The organism is Novosphingobium mangrovisedimenti (genome assembly GCF_025153475.1).
GTDB classification, from domain to species: domain Bacteria; phylum Pseudomonadota; class Alphaproteobacteria; order Sphingomonadales; family Sphingomonadaceae; genus Novosphingobium; species Novosphingobium mangrovi_A.
Window position 1 is genome coordinate 170801 of the sequence record NZ_JANZXA010000006.1, and the last position, 16225, is coordinate 187025.

Here is a 16225-nt window from a genome sequence, read left to right on the forward strand (position 1 = left end):
TGTCCGGCAGGGGGGCGGTTACCCGTCTTTGCGGTCGTTCGCGGGCCGTGGGGCTGCGCGAAGTGTAAGGCCTGCCGACGTTCGGGCCCCGAAAACCTTGCCATTCAGGCCCTGATTTGCGGAATTTCGCGAAGAGTCTGTCAGCTTTACCGACATTTTACGCCTTTGGCCTAGGCACGCTCTCAAGTGCCGCAATGGCCCGAAGGATGGCTTTACCCGACGATGATTCGTCTTTTCAAACACTACATCCCGCACGCCGTCGTGCTGCTCTGGGTGATCGACATGCTGTTGCTCGCCGGCGCCAACGAGATTTCGTGGCGTTTGCGCGCGGAGCAGATCGGCATGGACCCGGGTACCCTGTCCGAACGGCTGGGGCCCCATGCGGCCTTCGCCGGGATTATAGCACTGGCGATGATCTCGGTCGGTGTCTACGGCTCCGAATCCCTGCGTTCGATGCGGTTTGCCGTGGCGCGCCTGCTCGTCGCCATCTCGCTGGGCGTGATCGGGCTGGCTTTCGTCGACTTCATGGTCGGCGGACAGAATTTCTGGCGCTCGACGCTGGCCTATTCGATGGGGCTTGCGATCGTGCTGCTGGTCTTCAACCGCCTGCTGCTGAGCGGATTTCTGGGAACGACGGCATTCAGGCGCCGTGTGCTCGTGCTGGGCGCGGGCAACCGCGCGCAGCGCCTGCGCCATCTTGCGGAGCGCCCGGAGTCCGGTTTCGTGATCGTCGGCTACATCGGGATGAGCGAGGCCAGTCCCGTCGTCGAGGATGCGATCCCGCGCGTGGCGATCCACAACCTGACCGGTTTCGTCGAGAATCTGGGGGTGAGCGAGGTCGTGCTGGCGCTGGAAGAGCGGCGCAACGCCTTGCCGCTCAAGGACCTGCTGCGGATCAAGACGGCGGGCGTCCACGTCAATGAGTTCTCCAGCTTCCTGGAACGCGAGACCGGCCGCGTCGACCTCGATACCGTCAATCCGAGCTGGCTGATCTTCTCCGACGGCTTCTCGTCGGGGCGCGCGATTTCCAGCGCGGCCAAGCGCGTGTTCGACATCATCGCCAGCGCCGCGCTGCTGTTCCTCACGGCACCGTTGATCCTGCTTTTCGCGTTGCTGGTGAAGCTCGACAGCAAGGGACCGGCTTTCTACCGCCAGTCGCGCGTCGGGCTGTACGGCCAGACTTTCGATGTCATCAAGCTGCGGTCGATGCGGAACGATGCCGAGGCCGCCGGCGCGAAATGGGCGGAGAAGGACGATCCGCGCATTACCCGCATCGGCAAGTTCATCCGGATGGTGCGCATCGACGAATTGCCGCAGGCGTGGACCGTGCTCAAGGGGCAGATGAGCTTCGTGGGGCCCCGGCCGGAACGCCCCGAATTCGTGGCCGATCTCGAAGAGCAGCTGCCCTATTACGCCGAACGCCACATGGTGAAGCCGGGCATCACCGGCTGGGCGCAGATCAACTATCCCTATGGCGCATCCATAGAGGATTCGCGCCAGAAGCTCGAATTCGATCTCTACTACGCCAAGAACTACACGCCCTTCCTCGATCTGCTCATTCTTCTGCAGACCTTGCGCGTGGTTCTGTGGAGCGAGGGAGCGCGCTGATGGCATATTGGCATGGCAGCCTCTGGGCGACGCTGGATATCGCCTTCGATCTTTCGGCAGCGATCGCGCTGGTGAGCCTGGCGATCTGGCTCTGGCCCAATCGCAGCCGCTTCGGCACCGCGGGCACGCCGATTCTGGTGGCACTGCTGATCACCGCCGGCTGGAGTCTGGCGGTGGGTTCCGCCTCCGCGTCGGGGACGGGCATGTTCCTGCCGTCGGTGGCGGAAAGCGCGCGCAATCTTGCCTGGCTTGTCGTCATCTACCGCCTGTTCGCAAGCGACGGGCGCCATGCGAGCGTCGCGCCGATCCACCCGGTCGTCTTTGCGCTGGCCTTCGTCGAGCTTCTGCATCTTGGCGTGGACTATGCGTTGTCGCGCGTCGTGCTCGACGACAACGTCATGCGGGTCGCGTTCGAGTTCAACGTCATGTTCCGACTGCTGGTGACGGTGGGCGGGCTGGTGCTGGTCCACAATCTCTATGCCGGCGCGCCGCGTGACGTGCGTTCGGCGCTGCGCTGGCCCGCCACCGGGCTGGCGATGCTCTGGGCCTTCGATCTCAACCTGTACACGATCGCCTATCTCGCCGCGCGCTGGCCCGTCGAGATCGCGGCGTTCCGCGGTCTTGCGATCCTGGTGCTGACGGGGTGTTTTACGCTTGCCGCGGCGACAAACCGGGACGAGCTGCGCCTGCGCCCCTCGCGTGCGGTGACGTTCCAGACCTTCTCGCTGCTGGTCATCGGCATCTACCTGGTGGCGATGGTCGCGGTGGCGCAGTGGCTGTCCTACGCGGGCGGCAACTTCGCGCGGATGATCGAGCTCATATTCGTCACGTTCGCCAGCGCGGCCGCATTGGTCGTGCTGCCTTCGCGCCGGATGCGCGGCTGGCTGAAGGTGACGCTGGCCAAGCACTTCTTCCAGCACCGCTACGACTACCGCGAGGAATGGCTGCGCTTCACGCGCACCATCGGCAGTGGCGGGCAAAAGGCCTTGCCGCTCGGCGAGCGCGTGGTCCAGTCCATTGCCGACGTTTTCGAAAGCCCTTCCGGGCTGCTGCTGACACCCGACGAGCAGGGCGCGCTCACGCTTGCCGCGCGCTGGAACTGGCCGCAAGTCAAAGTGCCTGCGGTGGCGGTTCCAATGCGGGCGCTGGGCTTCTTTGAACGGACCGGTTTCATCGCCGACCTCGACGAGGCGCGCGCGGGGCGCACGGCGCACGGGGGCGAGATCGAGATTCCGGAATGGCTGTTGCAGGATGCGCAGGCCTGGGCGGTGATCCCGCTCGTCCACTATGAACGCCTCGTCGGCATGGTGGTGCTGGCGCGCCCGCAACTGGTGCGCAAGTTCGACTGGGAGGATTTCGACCTGCTTCGCGTCATCGGCCAGCAGGTCGCCAGCTACCTTGCCGAGCACGCCAGCCAGGAAGCGCTCGCCGAATCGAGCCGCTTCGAGGACTTCCATCGCCGCATTGCCTTCGTGATGCACGACATCAAGAACCTGGCCAGCCAGTTCAGTCTGCTGGCCCGCAATGCCGAACTTCACGCGGACAAGCCGGAATTCCGCGCCGACATGCTGGTCACCCTGCGCAGTTCCTCGGAGAAGCTGAATGCGCTCCTCACGCGTCTTTCGCGTTACGGCAACGGCGCGGTGGACAAGCTGGAGCAGGTCCATGCGATGGAGGTCACGAATGCGGTGATGGAGCGTTTTCGCGACAACCCGCAGGTAGTGCTCGCCGAGACCAGGGACGTGGTGGTGACCGGGAACCGGCATTCGCTGGAGCAGGTGCTGGTGCACCTCGTCCAGAATGCCATAGATGCCAGCAAGCCCGACAGTCCCGTATTCCTCTCGCTTGCGATCGAGGGGCTCAACGCCCGCTTCGAAGTGGTCGATTCCGGTTGCGGCATGAGCGCCGATTTCGTGCGCAACCGCCTGTTCAAGCCTTTCGTTTCGACCAAGAGCGGGGGCTTCGGCATCGGCGCGTTCGAAGCGCGCGAACTGGTGCGGGCGATGCGCGGCCGGCTCGACGTGGAATCGCGCGAGGGCCTGGGGTCGCGCTTCATCGTGCTCGTGCCCCTCGCGGCGGCGACCGACATTTTCCAGAACATGACCAGTCAGGACCAGAAGGTAGCGTAATGACCGAGATCCGACCCAAGCTGCTCGTCGTGGAAGACGATGCCGGTCTGCAGGCACAGCTCAAGTGGGCCTACGAGGATTTCGACGTCCTCGTGGCCGGAGACCGTCTCAGCGCGCTGGCGCTGCTGCGTTCGGAAATGCCCGACGTGGTGACGCTCGACCTCGGCCTGCCGCCCGACCCCGACGGCGTGACCGAGGGCTTTGCCGTGCTCGACGAGATCATGGCGCTCAAGCCCGATACCAAGATCATCGTCGCATCCGGGCATGGTGCGCGGGAAAGCGCGCTTCAGGCGATCGCACGCGGGGCCTACGACTTCTATCAGAAGCCGGTCGACATCGATGCGCTCGGCCTCATCGTGCGCCGCGCGCTCCAGCTCCATAAGCTGGAGGACGAGAACCGCCGTCTTGCCGCCCGCATCGGCAAGGACGAGAAGGTTCTGGGCCGGATGATTACCGCGGCGCCCGAGATGCTGCGCGTCGCCCGCACGATCGAACGCGTCGCCAACACCAATGTCTCGGTCATGCTGCTGGGGGCCAGCGGCACCGGCAAGGAACTGCTCGCACGCGGCCTGCACGACGCCAGCGACCGCGCCGATGGTGAATTCGTCGCCATCAACTGTGCCGCAATTCCCGAGAACCTGCTCGAAAGCGAGCTGTTCGGGCACGAGAAGGGCGCTTTCACCGGGGCGGTGAAGACCACGCAGGGCAAGATCGAGCAGGCCGCCGGCGGCACGCTGTTCCTCGACGAAGTGGGCGACATTCCGCTTCAGCTTCAGGTCAAGCTGCTGCGCTTCCTGCAGGAGCGCGTGATAGAGCGCGTGGGCTCGCGCGAGTCGATCCCCGTGGACACGCGTATCGTTTGCGCGACGCACCAGGATCTGGAGGCGATGATCGCCGACGGGCGCTTCCGCGAGGACCTGTTCTATCGCCTGGCCGAGATCGTCGTGAAAATCCCGAGCCTGGCCGAACGCCCCGGAGATGCCACGCTGCTCGCGAAGGCGTTCCTGAATCGCTATGCCAAGGAGATGAACCCGGCGGTGCGCGGTTTCGCTTCCGATGCACTTGCCGCGATCGATTCCTGGAACTGGCCGGGCAACGTGCGCGAACTGGAAAACCGGGTGAAGCGTGCGGTCATCATGGCCGACGAGAAGCTGGTCCACGCTGCCGATCTCGACCTTGCCGATCCCGACGAGCAGGTCTTCAACGCGCTCAACCTCAAGACAGCGCGCGAGCAGGCGGACCGCAAGGTCATCCGGCATGCGCTTGCCCGCAGCGAGGGCAACATCTCGAGCACGGCCAAGATGCTCGGGATCAGCCGGCCCACGCTTTATGACCTGCTCAAGCAGTACGACCTCCAGTCCTGATACTCTCCCGACGGGGGGGATCGGATGGGGCAGGCGGCGGCTGGCGTTCGCGCTGGCCGCCCTTGTCATGCCCCTTGCGCTCCTTTCCAGCCCGGGTTTCGGCGAGCGTCCGACTGCCGAAGCGGCGATCGAGGCCGCGCGGGCGGCGCTTGCGCGCGGGGACGGGATCGACGGCGAGATGAAACTGCGCGTGGCGCTCGACAACGGGGCGTCGCGCCGGGACGTCGCCGCGTGGATGGGCAGGGCCTATCTGGAACAGGACAATCGCGACAAGGCCCGCGAATGGCTGGCGCCGGGGAACTTCTCCCCGGCCGGTGCCGCCGATGGCTGGCGGGCGCTGGGGCTGCTCGAACGGCTGGACGGCGACCTGGAGGCTTCCACCCGCGCTTATGGCAAGGCGCTGGAAATCACCCCCAACGACGCGTCGCTGTGGGTCGAGGTCGGCAGGATGCGCTATGTGGGAGGAGAGCACCGGCTGGCCATCGAGGCGGCCAAGCATGCCCTTTCGCTCGATCCGGGCAATGTGCGTGCGCTGGAGTTCCGGGGCCAGATGGTGCGCGACCGTTATGGCCTGCTCGCTGCCGTTCCGTGGTTCGAGCAGGCGTTGCTGCAGGATCCACGGGACGTCTCGGTGCTGCTCGAATACGCCGCGACGCTGGGGGATCTGGGGCGGGCTTCCGAGGCGCTGACAGTCACGCGCCGGGTGCTCGAACTGGCGCCCGGGAATGCACGGGCCTACTACCTACAGGCAGTGATCGCCGCGCGCGCGGGCAACTACGATCTCGCGCGCGGGCTGCTGATGCGCACGAAGGGCGAACTCGACTGGCAGCCGGGCGTGCAGATGCTGCACGGCGTGGTCGAGATCGCAAAGGGCAATCCATCGGCGGCGGCCGAGGCGCTGGAAGCGGTGCTGCGCGCCAAGCCGGACAGCATGCGGGCCAGGGAACTGCTGGCCCGTGCCATCTATCTTGCCGGTCAGTACCGCTATGCCACCTTGCGCTTTGCCGGTGACATCGCGCGCGAGGATGCTTCGCCCTACCTGCTTACCGTGGTCGCGCGCAGCTATGAGGTGCTAGGCGAACGCCAGAAAGCTGGCGAACTGCTCGATCGGGCCGCGCGGACGCCGAGGCCGGCGTTGCACGTGGTGCCCGGGCAGGGGCGTATCGGGGAGATGCTCGCCCACGGACAGGCCGGCGCGGCGCAGGCCGTCGCGGAATCCGACGTCCGCGAGGATCCCGGCTTCTACGACAATCAGGCTCTGGCAGGGGATGTGCAGCTTGCCCTCGGGCATCCTGTGGCGGCACAGGAACACTATGCCGCGGCGGCCGAGATCCGCATGCCTGCAAGCCTGTTCCGGCGCCGCTTCGAAGCCTATGTCATGGCGGGCGATCTCAAGGGAGGAAAGGACCTGGTCGAGGGCTACCTGCGGCAGAATCCCACGAGCCGTCCGGCCTTGCGGGCGGCGGCGAGGCTGGCGATCGGGACCGGCGACATGCCCCGAGCGAGCGCGATCCTCACCTGGCTGCGCGACACCGGAGACGCGCGCGACGTGCAACTGCTGTGCGACCTTGCCATGGTGCAGGCCGGCGAGGGGGATATTGAGGGCGCGCGCGGCAGTGCGCTCGCGGCTTATCGCCTCCAGCGGGCCAGCCCTCTTGCCACGCAGGCGCTGGGATACAGCTATGCCATGCTCGGCGATCGGGCAGAGGCCGCACGGGCCCTGCTCGACAAGGCCGAGGCGATGGTGGGTAGCACGCCGCTGATCGCACAGGCGCGCCGGCAGTTGCGCTCCAGGCAGCCGGCCTGACTGGCGGCCGCGCTATTTCTTCGGCTGGTAGGTCTGCTCCGGTCCGGGGAAAGCCCGCGTACGGACTTCCTCGGCGTATTTCGCGGCCGTTTCCGAGATCATCCCGGCAATGTCGCCATAGCGTTTCACGAAGCGGGGCACGCGTTCGAACATGCCGAGCATGTCTTCGGTAACGAGCACCTGACCGTCGCACTGTGCGGAGGCGCCGATGCCGATGACGGGAATTTCGATGCTCTGGGTAAGGGCCACGGCAATCGGCTCGATCACGCCTTCGACCACGACGGCGAAAGCGCCGGCATCGGCCACGGCCTTGCCATCGGCGATGATCTTCGCGTGCTCTTCCTGGCTGCGCCCGCGTGCGCCATAGCCGCCGAGCGCGTTCACGGCCTGCGGGGTGAGCCCGACGTGGGCCATGACGGGGATGCCGCGCTGGGTCAGGAAGGAAATGGTCTCGGCCATGGCCTGCCCGCCTTCGAGCTTGACCGCGGCGCACCCGGTTTCGGACATGATCCGGCTGGCCGCCGCGAACGCCTGCTGCGGGCTCGCCTCGTAGGCGCCGAAGGGCATGTCGACGATCACCAGCGAGTGATAGGAACCGCGCACGACCGCCGCGCCGTGCGCGACCATCATGTCGAGCGTGACCTGCAGCGTGGAGGGCAGGCCGTAGATCACCTGTCCCAGTGAATCCCCCACCAGCAGCATGTCGCAGTGCTGGTCGAGCAACTGCGCCTGCCGGGCGGTATAGGCCGTGAGCATGACCAGCGGTTCTTCGGTCTTGCCCTCGAACTTGCGCCGCTGGACGGCGGGCACGGTCAGGCGCTTCATCGGCGCGGGGGTGGGATTGGCGCGGCTGGTCGCGGTGTCGAGCTGGAAGGTCGTGGACATGGGAAGGTCTTAGCCAAGGCGGAGAAATTCTGCAAAGCTGGGGAACTGTTTGCTCTTCGCTCTTGCCATGCGTTCGCATGTCGCTAGCGTCCGCACATCCATAAATTCCGGGGGTCCACGCATGTTCGGACGCGTCAAACCGCTTGATGCCATTCTGGCGACAGCGGAAAAAAAATCTCTCCACCGATCTTTGGGGCCCGTGCAGCTCACGCTGCTCGGCGTCGGTGCCATCATCGGTACGGGTATCTTCGTACTCACCGCAGCAGCGGCGCAGAAGGCCGGACCGGGGATGTTGTGGAGCTTTGTAATCGCGGGCTTTGTCTGCGCGGTAGCGGCTCTGTGCTATTCGGAACTGGCATCGATGGTGCCGGTTTCGGGCTCCGCCTATACCTATTCCTATGCCGTGGTCGGAGAGATCCTTGCCTGGATGGTGGGCTGGGCCCTGATCCTCGAATATGCCGTGGCCGCCTCCGCCGTTTCGGTGGGTTGGTCGGGCTACTTCATGGGCCTGTTGAAGAGTTGGACCGGTTTCGAGTTACCAGCGGCCCTGGCCGCGGGGCCGACCTGGTCGCTCACGGGCGTTGATTTCAGCTCGGGCGTCATCAACGTCCCGGCCATTGTCGTTGCCCTTTCCGTTACCGCGCTGCTGATGATCGGCACGAAGGAAAGTGCGACTTTCAATGCGATCCTCGTTGCCATCAAGGTGACTGCGCTCATCATGTTCATCGCGCTGGCACTGCCCGCGATGAACGGCGAACACTTCGCGCCCTTTGCTCCGAACGGCTGGTTCGGCCCTCCGGGAACCAGCGGCATGGGTATTGTCGGCGCGGCGGCGTCGATCTTCTTCGCCTATGTCGGCTTCGACGCGGTTTCCACCGCAGCCGAGGAAACCAAGAATCCGCAGCGCAACGTCCCGATCGGCCTGATCGGCAGCCTTGCGATCTGCACCATCTTCTATCTCTTCGTCGCTGCGGGTGCCATCGGTGCCATCGGTGCGCAGCCGACCGAACTCGGCGTCCAGCCCGGATCTCCCGAATTCGCGCGCCAGTGCGCCGCGCTCGCCCAGCAGGGGCAGGAGCCGCTGGTCTGCTCGAAGGAGGCACTGGCGCACGTCCTGCGGGCGATCAACTACACCTGGGCCGGCGACCTTATCGGCCTTGCCGCCAACCTGGCGTTGCCGTCGGTGATCCTGATGATGCTCTATGGCCAGACCCGCATCTTCTTCGTCATGGCCCGCGACGGCCTGCTGCCGGAGAAGCTCGCGACTGTGCACCCGAAGTGGAAGACACCGCATATCGTCACGATGCTGACCGGCATTTTCGTAGCCATCGCGGCTGCATTGCTGCCCGTAGGCCAGCTTGCCGACATCTCGAACTCGGGCACGCTCTTCGCGTTCTTCATGGTGTCGATTGCCGTGGTGGTGCTGCGGTTGAAGGACCCGAAGCGGGTCCGTCCCTTCCGCACGCCGTTCGTCTGGGTGATCGCGCCGATTTCGGCCCTTGGCTGTCTTGCGCTCTATTTCAACCTGCCGCCGGAAGCGATGCTTGTGCTTCCGGTCTGGGGTGGCATCGGCCTAGTCGTCTATTTCTCCTATGGGCGCCGCAAGAGCCACGTCGGACTCGGCAAGATCGAAATCCACGAGGACGATCCGGATGCCCCGCCGCAGCCGGTTCCGCCGATCTGAGCTTCGATGCGATAAAGAGGGAAGGGGGAGCCGCTGCGCTCCCCTTTTCTTTTTGCGCATGAGGCATGGAAGGCGGCGGCGCAGCGCTTGCTAGGGAAAATGTTAACCATTGTCGTTCATCATGGCGGCAAGCCAAATGGAGAGCCGCTGTGAACCCGTTTCTCATCTTCCACCCGGATCTGGCCCTGCGTTACTACATCAGCGTTCGTCGCCAACTGGCGATCATGGCTATCGCCTGACCTGAGCCGAAGATCACTGCCGGTAAAACAGACGGCAGGATCTGTTTCCGCGACAGGTAAGTCCTGCACTAATCGCCCCGCAACGAAACAGTCACTTTCTTGTTGCTTCTTCGACTGGCCGCTTTGCTGTATGGAACAGGCAGCGGAGGGAGGTCGAACGCGTCATGACCGCAAAGGCATCGCTGAAGGCAGTTGCTGCGCGCATGGCCGCTGCGGCTATTGTTTACCCGTTTCTTTGCGGAGCTGCGCAGGCGAAGGATGCGCCGCAGATGGCGCATCTGCAGGATGTAAACGGCACGCCCACGGGCAGCGGGCGACCGGGTTCCACTGACAGCCCCGGAGAAAACGCCACGCATATCTATGTCGAGGCACCGACGGGTACTGTCAGCGTGGGGGCTTCCTACGCAACAGGCGGTGCCTGGCGTTATCCCGACCGGTCGGGAGATGGCCATGGTTTCGCGGTGGTGGGCTTTTCCGCAGTGCCGGTCTATCCGCGGGTGAGCCTCAAGGGCGTTCCCCTAGGCCTTCCCGTTTCCGCAGCGCATATCTCGAGTTCTTACGGGCTTCGCCGCCATCCGATCCTCGGTGGCGTGCGGCAGCATGCGGGGGTCGACCTGGCTGTTCCCGAAGGTACGCCGGTAAAGGCCACGACCGACGGCGTCGTGACGCATGCCGGTTGGTCGGGAGGCTATGGCCTGCTGGTGCAAGTACGGCAGGCCAAAGGGGTGGAAACCCGTTATGCGCACCTTTCGCACATTTCGACGTCGGTCGGACAGCACGTGAAGGCTGGAGATGTCCTGGGGCAGGCCGGTTCCACGGGTCGGTCCACGGGGCCGCACGTGCATTACGAAGTGCGCGTCGACGGGCACCCGGTGAACCCTCTTTCCAAATAATTCAACGCACTACCTTCATTGTCGAATACTTGGGAGTAACATTGTCCCGAGTGGTTATGTGTGTCTGCATCATGCTGGATTCATTTACGCATAGTGATCTTTATCTATGTCGCGAGAAGTGGACCATTTTAGGTCATCTCCTATTATGCCTTTTATATAACAGGCTAAGTCTGCATCATGTTTTCAAGAAGCACACAGGGGGTGATTCTTGTTATGCAGACGATAGATGTCGATGTGGCGATCATCGGTGCAGGGCCCGCCGGCCTTACCGCAGGCTATCTTCTTTCCAAGAAGGGCAAGCGCGTGGCGATCATCGAAAAGGACGCGACCTATGTCGGTGGAATAAGCCGCACGGTCGAGCACGAAGGCTATCGCTTCGACATTGGCGGGCACCGTTTCTTTTCGAAAAGTCAGCAGGTTGTCGACCTGTGGAACGAGATTCTTCCCGACGACTTCATTCAGCGTCCGCGCATGAGCCGGATCTACTACGAGGGCAAGTACTACTCGTATCCGCTCCGGGCCTTCGAGGCGCTGTACAACCTTGGCCTGTTCCGTTCGGCGGCCTGCATGGCCAGCTATCTGCAGGCCAAGCTGTTTCCGGTAAAGGACGTGAAGAGTTTCGAGGACTGGACGACCAACCAGTTTGGCCGAAAGCTCTATTCGATATTCTTCAAGACCTACACCGAGAAGGTCTGGGGCATGCCCTGCGATGAAATGAGCGCGGACTGGGCTGCCCAGCGGATCAAGGGTCTCTCGCTCTGGGGTGCGGTGATGGATGGGCTCAAGCGCTCGCTGGGCCTGCACCGTGCGCCGAACGACGGGCAGGCGGTGAAGACCTTGCTCGAAACCTTCCGCTACCCGCGTCTTGGGCCGGGGATGATGTGGGAAGCCGCGCGCGACAAGATCGAGGCCGCCGGATCCCGTGTCTACATGGGCCATGCGCTGGAGAGCCTCTCCTCGGACGGGCGCGGCGGGTGGCGGATGACTGCCGGCAGTGCCGATGGCGGCCTTGTCGTCACGTCGCGGGACGTCATCAGCTCGGCGCCGATGCGCGAACTGGCTGCGCGCATGGACCCGAAGCCGAAAACCGACATTCAGGCCGCCAGACTGAAGTATCGCGACTTCCTGACGGTCGCCCTCAAGATCCGCTCCGAGGAACTCTTTCCGGACAACTGGATCTACATTCACGACAGCAAGGTCCAGGTCGGGCGCATCCAGAACTTCCGGTCGTGGTCGCCTGAAATGGTGCCGCAATCGGACGTGGCCTGCGTGGGGCTCGAATACTTCTGCTTCGAGGGCGACGGGCTGTGGTCGGCTTCGGACGACGAGCTGGTCGCGCTGGCGACGCGGGAAATGGCCATTCTGGGGTTGTGCGATCCGGCCGATGTGCTGGGCGGTGTGGTCGTGCGCCAGGAAAAGGCCTATCCTGTCTACGATGATGCCTATGCGGACAATGTCGCGGCCATCCGCCACGAACTGGAGGAGGAATTTCCGTCCCTTCATCTCGTGGGGCGCAACGGCATGCACCGCTACAACAATCAGGACCATGCGATGATGACCGCCATGCTGACCGTGGAGAACATCCTGGCCGGCAAGCGCGTCTACGACATCTGGTGCGTGAACGAGGATGCCGAGTATCACGAGGCGGGCGACGAGGGCGTGCAGGAAACCCTGCCTGCCCGCGCGGTCACCAGGGATCAGGCGGTGGCGCTGGCGTCGGTGCGCGAAGTGCCGCAGCGTGCCCGGTCCGGCAAAGTCAGGAAGGCCGCCTGAAGATGGAGATCAACCCGTCCCGCAGGCTGGGTCTGTCGGATCTGTTGCAGCAGATGATGCGTCTGCGCATTGCCCGCTATTGCGGTGCCAGCGTGGTCGCGCTGGGCGCGGACATGGGATCGTTCCTCATCCTGCTGCAGGTGGGCATGGTGGCGACACTGGCCTCCGCGGCGAGCTACAGTCTCGGCATTCTGGTCCACTGGCTGCTTTCCAGCCGCGCTGTCTTCCATGATACCGTGGCGGGCGACGGCCTGGCGCGCACCCGGCAGAAGGTTCTCTTCGTCCTGTCCGCGCTGGCGGGACTTGCCCTTACCACGCTCATCGTGGGGGTGGGCGACTACACGGGCGTCGACCCCAGGCTGGCCAAGGTCCTGGCGGTTGTCGCCAGCTTCATGCTCACCTGGGGCCTGCGTAGCCGGATCGTTTTTCGCGGCGGAGAGTGATGCCGAACAAGACCGATGTGCCGGCAGAAGGTCCGGCATTCCAGGAGATCTGCTGGCCATGGCTCGCCCGGGTAAAGGCCTGGCATGTCTGGCTCGTCTATGCATTGCTGATCGGGGGGCTCGGGGCCAGCAGAATTGGGGTCATGAAGCTCTACGGGCCGGACGACTACATGCGTCTGCTCGAGGTTCGCGACCTTCTCGCGGGACAAGGGTGGTTCGACCTGCGCCAATATCGCATGAACCCGCCAATCGGCGCGGACATGCACTGGTCGCGGCTGGTAGACCTGCCGCTGGCGTTTTTCATCGTCCTGTTGAAGCCACTGTTCGGACAACCGCTGGCAGAAGGGGCGGCGGTGATTTTCGTTCCGCTGCTGGAACTGGGCTGCGCGATGGCCCTGTCTGCCGCACTTCTGAAGAAGCTGGGCACAAGCCAGGTGCTTCAGGTGACGGGGGCGACTCTGGTCGCATTTTTCCCGATGCTGATATTCAACTTCTCTCCCGGGCGAATAGACCATCATGGCTGGCAGGCGATCTGTCTGCTGGCTGCGGCGCTGTGCCTCGTGCGGATCAACTCGCCGCGTGCAGCTTTCGTCGGCGGCGCCCTTGCCGCTGTTCAGCTTGCGATTTCTCTGGAGGGACTTCCGCTCGTTGCGACCCTGGCAGCGCTCTATGGTCTCGTTTTCGTTCTCTGGGCGATTCCGGCGGTGGTCTGGTTCCTGTCCGGCCTCGCCTTGTTCAGTCTTGTCCTTTTCGCAACTGCCAGGGAACCGGGCGCCTATCAGGTTCTGCATTGCGACGTCGTTTCCTGGCCGCATCTCGTGGCATTCGCGATCTCCGCGCTGCTTGCCGGCTTCGCCGTTCGGCTGTTCCGCGAAAAAGGGCCCATTTGGCGGGCGGCGGGCCTGCTCCCGCTGCCATTGGTGGCAATGCCGCTGGTCTACGGCGTCCTTGGGGTCTGTGCGATCAACCCGTTTGCCGATCTCGATCCGTTCCTGAAGCAGGAATGGTACATGCAGATCAGGGAAGGCATGCCGATCTACGCACAAGGCGTGAAGGCCGTGACCACGGTCTTCTGGGTGGGCGGGCTGATCATTGCAGGATATGTGTCGATCGTCAGGGGTGACGAAGACCGGGACCGCCGCCGGGCCTGGATGCTGCTGTTCCTGCTGGCCATTGTCGCATGGATCTTGTCGCTGGTGGTCTACCGTTCGACGATATTCGCGCAAGTCCTGGCCATACCCTTTGCAGCCGTTCTGCTTGGAATATACTTGCCGCGTGCCCGGGCCATTAGTTCGCCATTGCTTCGGATTGTACTGACGATCGTCTGCGGCGTTGCCATATTGCCGCTGGTGACTTCTGAACTCGTCGCAAAGGTTGGGAATCAGCCTGACGATGCCCCGCCGCCGCAAGTTGCAAACGGCCGCAATTCATGCGTGATCAAGGACCTCGGCAAGCTCAAGCCGAGCCATCTGTTCACGACCCTGAGCCTGGGGGCTTCGATAATCGCGTCCACGCATCACACCGTCGTGGCTGGAAACTACCATCGCAACGGTGAGAAGATCCGCGAAGTCCTTCTGGCATTCGAGGGAAACCCCGCGAATGCGGAGCGATTGGTCAAGGCCAACCATGCCGACTATGTCGTGATCTGTGCGAGGCTCCCCGGGGGCAAGGGCGAAACGGCGCGGCGGCGGGACAGCCTTATCAACAACCTGCAGAGGGGCGACGTGCCGGATTGGCTCCAGCCGGTCAACGGGCTGGGGCACTCTCTTCTGCGCGTCTATCGGGTGCGCTAGGGCGCTTTCAGGCGATGGCGACGCGCTGGCGATAGGTCAGATTCACCCGGCGCGACAGCAGCAGGTAGGGCAGCCATACGGTTATGCTGATCAGGACCTTGCGGACGTTGCCGTGAAGCAGGTCGTTCACGGCCATGGCGACGTCGCCCGGCAGGTCGGGACTGGCGGCCACGGCGTTGGCGATGACGAACTGCATGGCGATGTCCACGCCCCAGGCGATCGCCAGCATGCGTGGAAAGAGCGGAATGGTCCGCAGGGCCAGCACGAAGCATACCATGTACAGGAAGCTCATGAGGCAGACGTCCGCGGCCATGATGTGAAAGATGGTCGTGCCCCACGTCGGCGCGTTGCTGTTCATCGCGGGTACGGCAAGCAGAAATTCCATCGCCCTGAACGGCACGTTCAGAAGCATGCCGACCATCAGTGAGGCCATGAAGCCGGTCGGGCCGAAATCCGCCTGCATCCGCGCATCATGCGGATCGAGCTGGCGCCATTTGCCAGAGTTGAACCGCCGCGATCCGCCCCTTTGCAATAAAGGCGCATGCGGGAAACCTGCTGCGGCCAGTCGGTAGCCCAGTATAGGGGCGATTGCGATGCACCCATAGGGCAGCATGACTTCGACAAGATCCTGCATGCCATGAACAGGCGTGGCCGGAAATAGGATGCGTGGCAGGCTGGCGAGCAGCATCAGTCCGATCCATCCAAGAATGAGGCCGTCCATACGGGCATGGAAGAATCGAACCAGAGCCTGCGTCTTGTATTCGAATGATTCGATATATTTGATCGCGATTCGCTGCATTCGCAGACCAAGCGCAGAAAACACGACAGGTATTGTCATTGCTACTTGGCTCCGGCCTTATCGCTGTCGACTATGCTGCTTTCATGCGCTTCATTGCTGGTTTCGCCTATATTTCAATGCGCTATGCTGGTGCGCGAAGAAAGGCTGATAATAAAGTGCGGGCAAAGTCTGTAAGTTATCTGATCGTATTCTGTCCTAATCTTGAACGGTAAAGGGGAAGTTAAACTTTGGTAATTGACCGGGCCGATTAGCTAACGCACTATACGGGCATCCCCTTAGAGGGGGGCTTCATGGTTTCTCTAACGCATTGAGATTTCTCATGATGTGGCAGGGATGCGGTGCAGCCTGACGATAGGGGCATGGGCCAGCCGGAAATAGATGCCGGAGCCTGGGGAATGAACGCCTGGCGTGAAACGGGTCAGGCGGTTTGAATTGGGGAATCGTAATGACCAACTTCATCAAGAACTTTGCCAACGACGAATCCGGTGCTTCGGCTGCCGAGTACGCTCTGATCCTCGTGGTCGTCGGGCTGGCGATCTACACGGGCGCCACCACGCTGGCGACTTCGATCCAGGGCCGCATGACCAATACGGCGAACTGCCTCAACGTGCCGGACGCCACGAACTGCAAGTAATCGCGGTTCATGCGATGCCCCACCTGTGCGGTTTTGTGCAGGTGGGGACATTGTCGGCACGCCGAACCACAGGGGGTTACGTGGAAGCCGATCGCGATAATAATGAATTTTAAATAAAACTCCCATAGGCATGAAGCAGGGCAATGGAAATTGTCCGGAGAGGCAAGGTGGGGC

Annotated in this window: 12 protein-coding genes; 10 read left to right on the forward strand and 2 right to left on the reverse strand. The window is 63.3% G+C overall.

What is annotated here, in order from left to right; genetic code table 11:
* Positions 1-222: 222 nt before the first annotated feature.
* The 4 genes from NZK81_RS10825 (at position 223) to NZK81_RS10840 (ending at position 6908) form a co-directional block, all read left to right on the forward strand.
* On the forward strand, positions 223-1608 hold the full coding sequence (locus tag NZK81_RS10825) for a TIGR03013 family XrtA/PEP-CTERM system glycosyltransferase (protein WP_260046144.1): 1386 nt from the start codon (positions 223-225) through the stop codon (positions 1606-1608).
* Entirely contained in the window at positions 1608-3737 is a 2130-nt protein-coding gene (gene prsK / locus NZK81_RS10830; protein WP_260046145.1) for an XrtA/PEP-CTERM system histidine kinase PrsK, read from the forward strand. The genes NZK81_RS10825 and prsK overlap by 1 nt, the downstream gene beginning before the upstream one ends.
* Positions 3737-5101, forward strand: a complete 1365-nt coding sequence (gene prsR / locus NZK81_RS10835) for a PEP-CTERM-box response regulator transcription factor (protein ID WP_260046146.1) — start codon at positions 3737-3739, stop codon at positions 5099-5101. Before prsK ends, prsR begins: the two co-directional genes overlap by 1 nt.
* A 67-nt stretch (positions 5102-5168) precedes the next feature.
* Complete coding sequence (locus NZK81_RS10840) at positions 5169-6908, forward strand: tetratricopeptide repeat protein (protein WP_260046147.1); 1740 nt, start codon at positions 5169-5171, stop codon at positions 6906-6908.
* Positions 6909-6920: 12 nt separating this feature from the next.
* On the opposite strand, the gene panB is transcribed toward NZK81_RS10840, so the two are convergent.
* Positions 6921-7793 (reverse strand): 3-methyl-2-oxobutanoate hydroxymethyltransferase, encoded by an 873-nt coding sequence (gene panB, locus NZK81_RS10845; RefSeq protein ID WP_260046148.1) that lies wholly within the window; start codon positions 7791-7793, stop codon positions 6921-6923.
* A 121-nt stretch (positions 7794-7914) separates the two neighbouring features.
* Between panB and NZK81_RS10850 the strand changes: the two genes are divergently transcribed.
* The 5 genes from NZK81_RS10850 to NZK81_RS10870 all read left to right on the forward strand — a co-directional run bounded on the left by NZK81_RS10850 (position 7915) and on the right by NZK81_RS10870 (position 14618).
* Positions 7915-9477, forward strand: a complete 1563-nt coding sequence (locus tag NZK81_RS10850) for an amino acid permease (protein WP_260046149.1) — start codon at positions 7915-7917, stop codon at positions 9475-9477.
* Between the two features lie 403 nt (positions 9478-9880).
* Positions 9881-10609 carry a M23 family metallopeptidase gene (locus tag NZK81_RS10855; RefSeq protein ID WP_260046150.1) on the forward strand — a complete coding sequence of 243 codons (729 nt, stop codon included), beginning with the start codon at positions 9881-9883 and terminating at the stop codon, positions 10607-10609.
* 213 nt (positions 10610-10822) lie between these two features.
* The gene (locus NZK81_RS10860; RefSeq protein ID WP_260046151.1) at positions 10823-12382 is read left to right on the forward strand and encodes an NAD(P)/FAD-dependent oxidoreductase; all 1560 of its coding nucleotides are present in this window, start codon (positions 10823-10825) and stop codon (positions 12380-12382) included.
* A 2-nt stretch (positions 12383-12384) separates the two neighbouring features.
* Positions 12385-12825, forward strand: coding sequence for a GtrA family protein (locus NZK81_RS10865; RefSeq protein WP_260046152.1), 441 nt, complete (start codon positions 12385-12387; stop codon positions 12823-12825).
* On the forward strand, positions 12825-14618 hold the full coding sequence (locus NZK81_RS10870; protein ID WP_260046153.1) for a hypothetical protein: 1794 nt from the start codon (positions 12825-12827) through the stop codon (positions 14616-14618). The genes NZK81_RS10865 and NZK81_RS10870 overlap by 1 nt, the downstream gene beginning before the upstream one ends.
* Positions 14619-14625: 7 nt before the next feature.
* On the opposite strand, the gene NZK81_RS10875 is transcribed toward NZK81_RS10870, so the two are convergent.
* A complete protein-coding gene (locus tag NZK81_RS10875) occupies positions 14626-15456 on the reverse strand; it encodes a DUF2569 domain-containing protein (protein ID WP_260046154.1) in 831 nt (276 codons plus the stop codon).
* Between the two features lie 406 nt (positions 15457-15862).
* Between NZK81_RS10875 and NZK81_RS10880 the strand changes: the two genes are divergently transcribed.
* Positions 15863-16051 (forward strand): Flp family type IVb pilin, encoded by a 189-nt coding sequence (locus tag NZK81_RS10880; protein ID WP_260046155.1) that lies wholly within the window; start codon positions 15863-15865, stop codon positions 16049-16051.
* The last annotated feature ends 174 nt before the right edge of the window (positions 16052-16225 follow it).

Coding starts and splice junctions, on each gene's coding strand:
- NZK81_RS10825 (WP_260046144.1), top strand. CDS start 223: ATGATTCGTCTTTTCAAACACTACATCCCGCACGCCGTCGTGCTGCTC.
- prsK (WP_260046145.1), top strand. CDS start 1,608: ATGGCATATTGGCATGGCAGCCTCTGGGCGACGCTGGATATCGCCTTC.
- prsR (WP_260046146.1), top strand. CDS start 3,737: ATGACCGAGATCCGACCCAAGCTGCTCGTCGTGGAAGACGATGCCGGT.
- NZK81_RS10840 (WP_260046147.1), top strand. CDS start 5,169: ATGCCCCTTGCGCTCCTTTCCAGCCCGGGTTTCGGCGAGCGTCCGACT.
- panB (WP_260046148.1), bottom strand. CDS start 7,793: ATGTCCACGACCTTCCAGCTCGACACCGCGACCAGCCGCGCCAATCCC.
- NZK81_RS10850 (WP_260046149.1), top strand. CDS start 7,915: ATGTTCGGACGCGTCAAACCGCTTGATGCCATTCTGGCGACAGCGGAA.
- NZK81_RS10855 (WP_260046150.1), top strand. CDS start 9,881: ATGACCGCAAAGGCATCGCTGAAGGCAGTTGCTGCGCGCATGGCCGCT.
- NZK81_RS10860 (WP_260046151.1), top strand. CDS start 10,823: ATGCAGACGATAGATGTCGATGTGGCGATCATCGGTGCAGGGCCCGCC.
- NZK81_RS10865 (WP_260046152.1), top strand. CDS start 12,385: ATGGAGATCAACCCGTCCCGCAGGCTGGGTCTGTCGGATCTGTTGCAG.
- NZK81_RS10870 (WP_260046153.1), top strand. CDS start 12,825: ATGCCGAACAAGACCGATGTGCCGGCAGAAGGTCCGGCATTCCAGGAG.
- NZK81_RS10875 (WP_260046154.1), bottom strand. CDS start 15,456: ATGACAATACCTGTCGTGTTTTCTGCGCTTGGTCTGCGAATGCAGCGA.
- NZK81_RS10880 (WP_260046155.1), top strand. CDS start 15,863: ATGACCAACTTCATCAAGAACTTTGCCAACGACGAATCCGGTGCTTCG.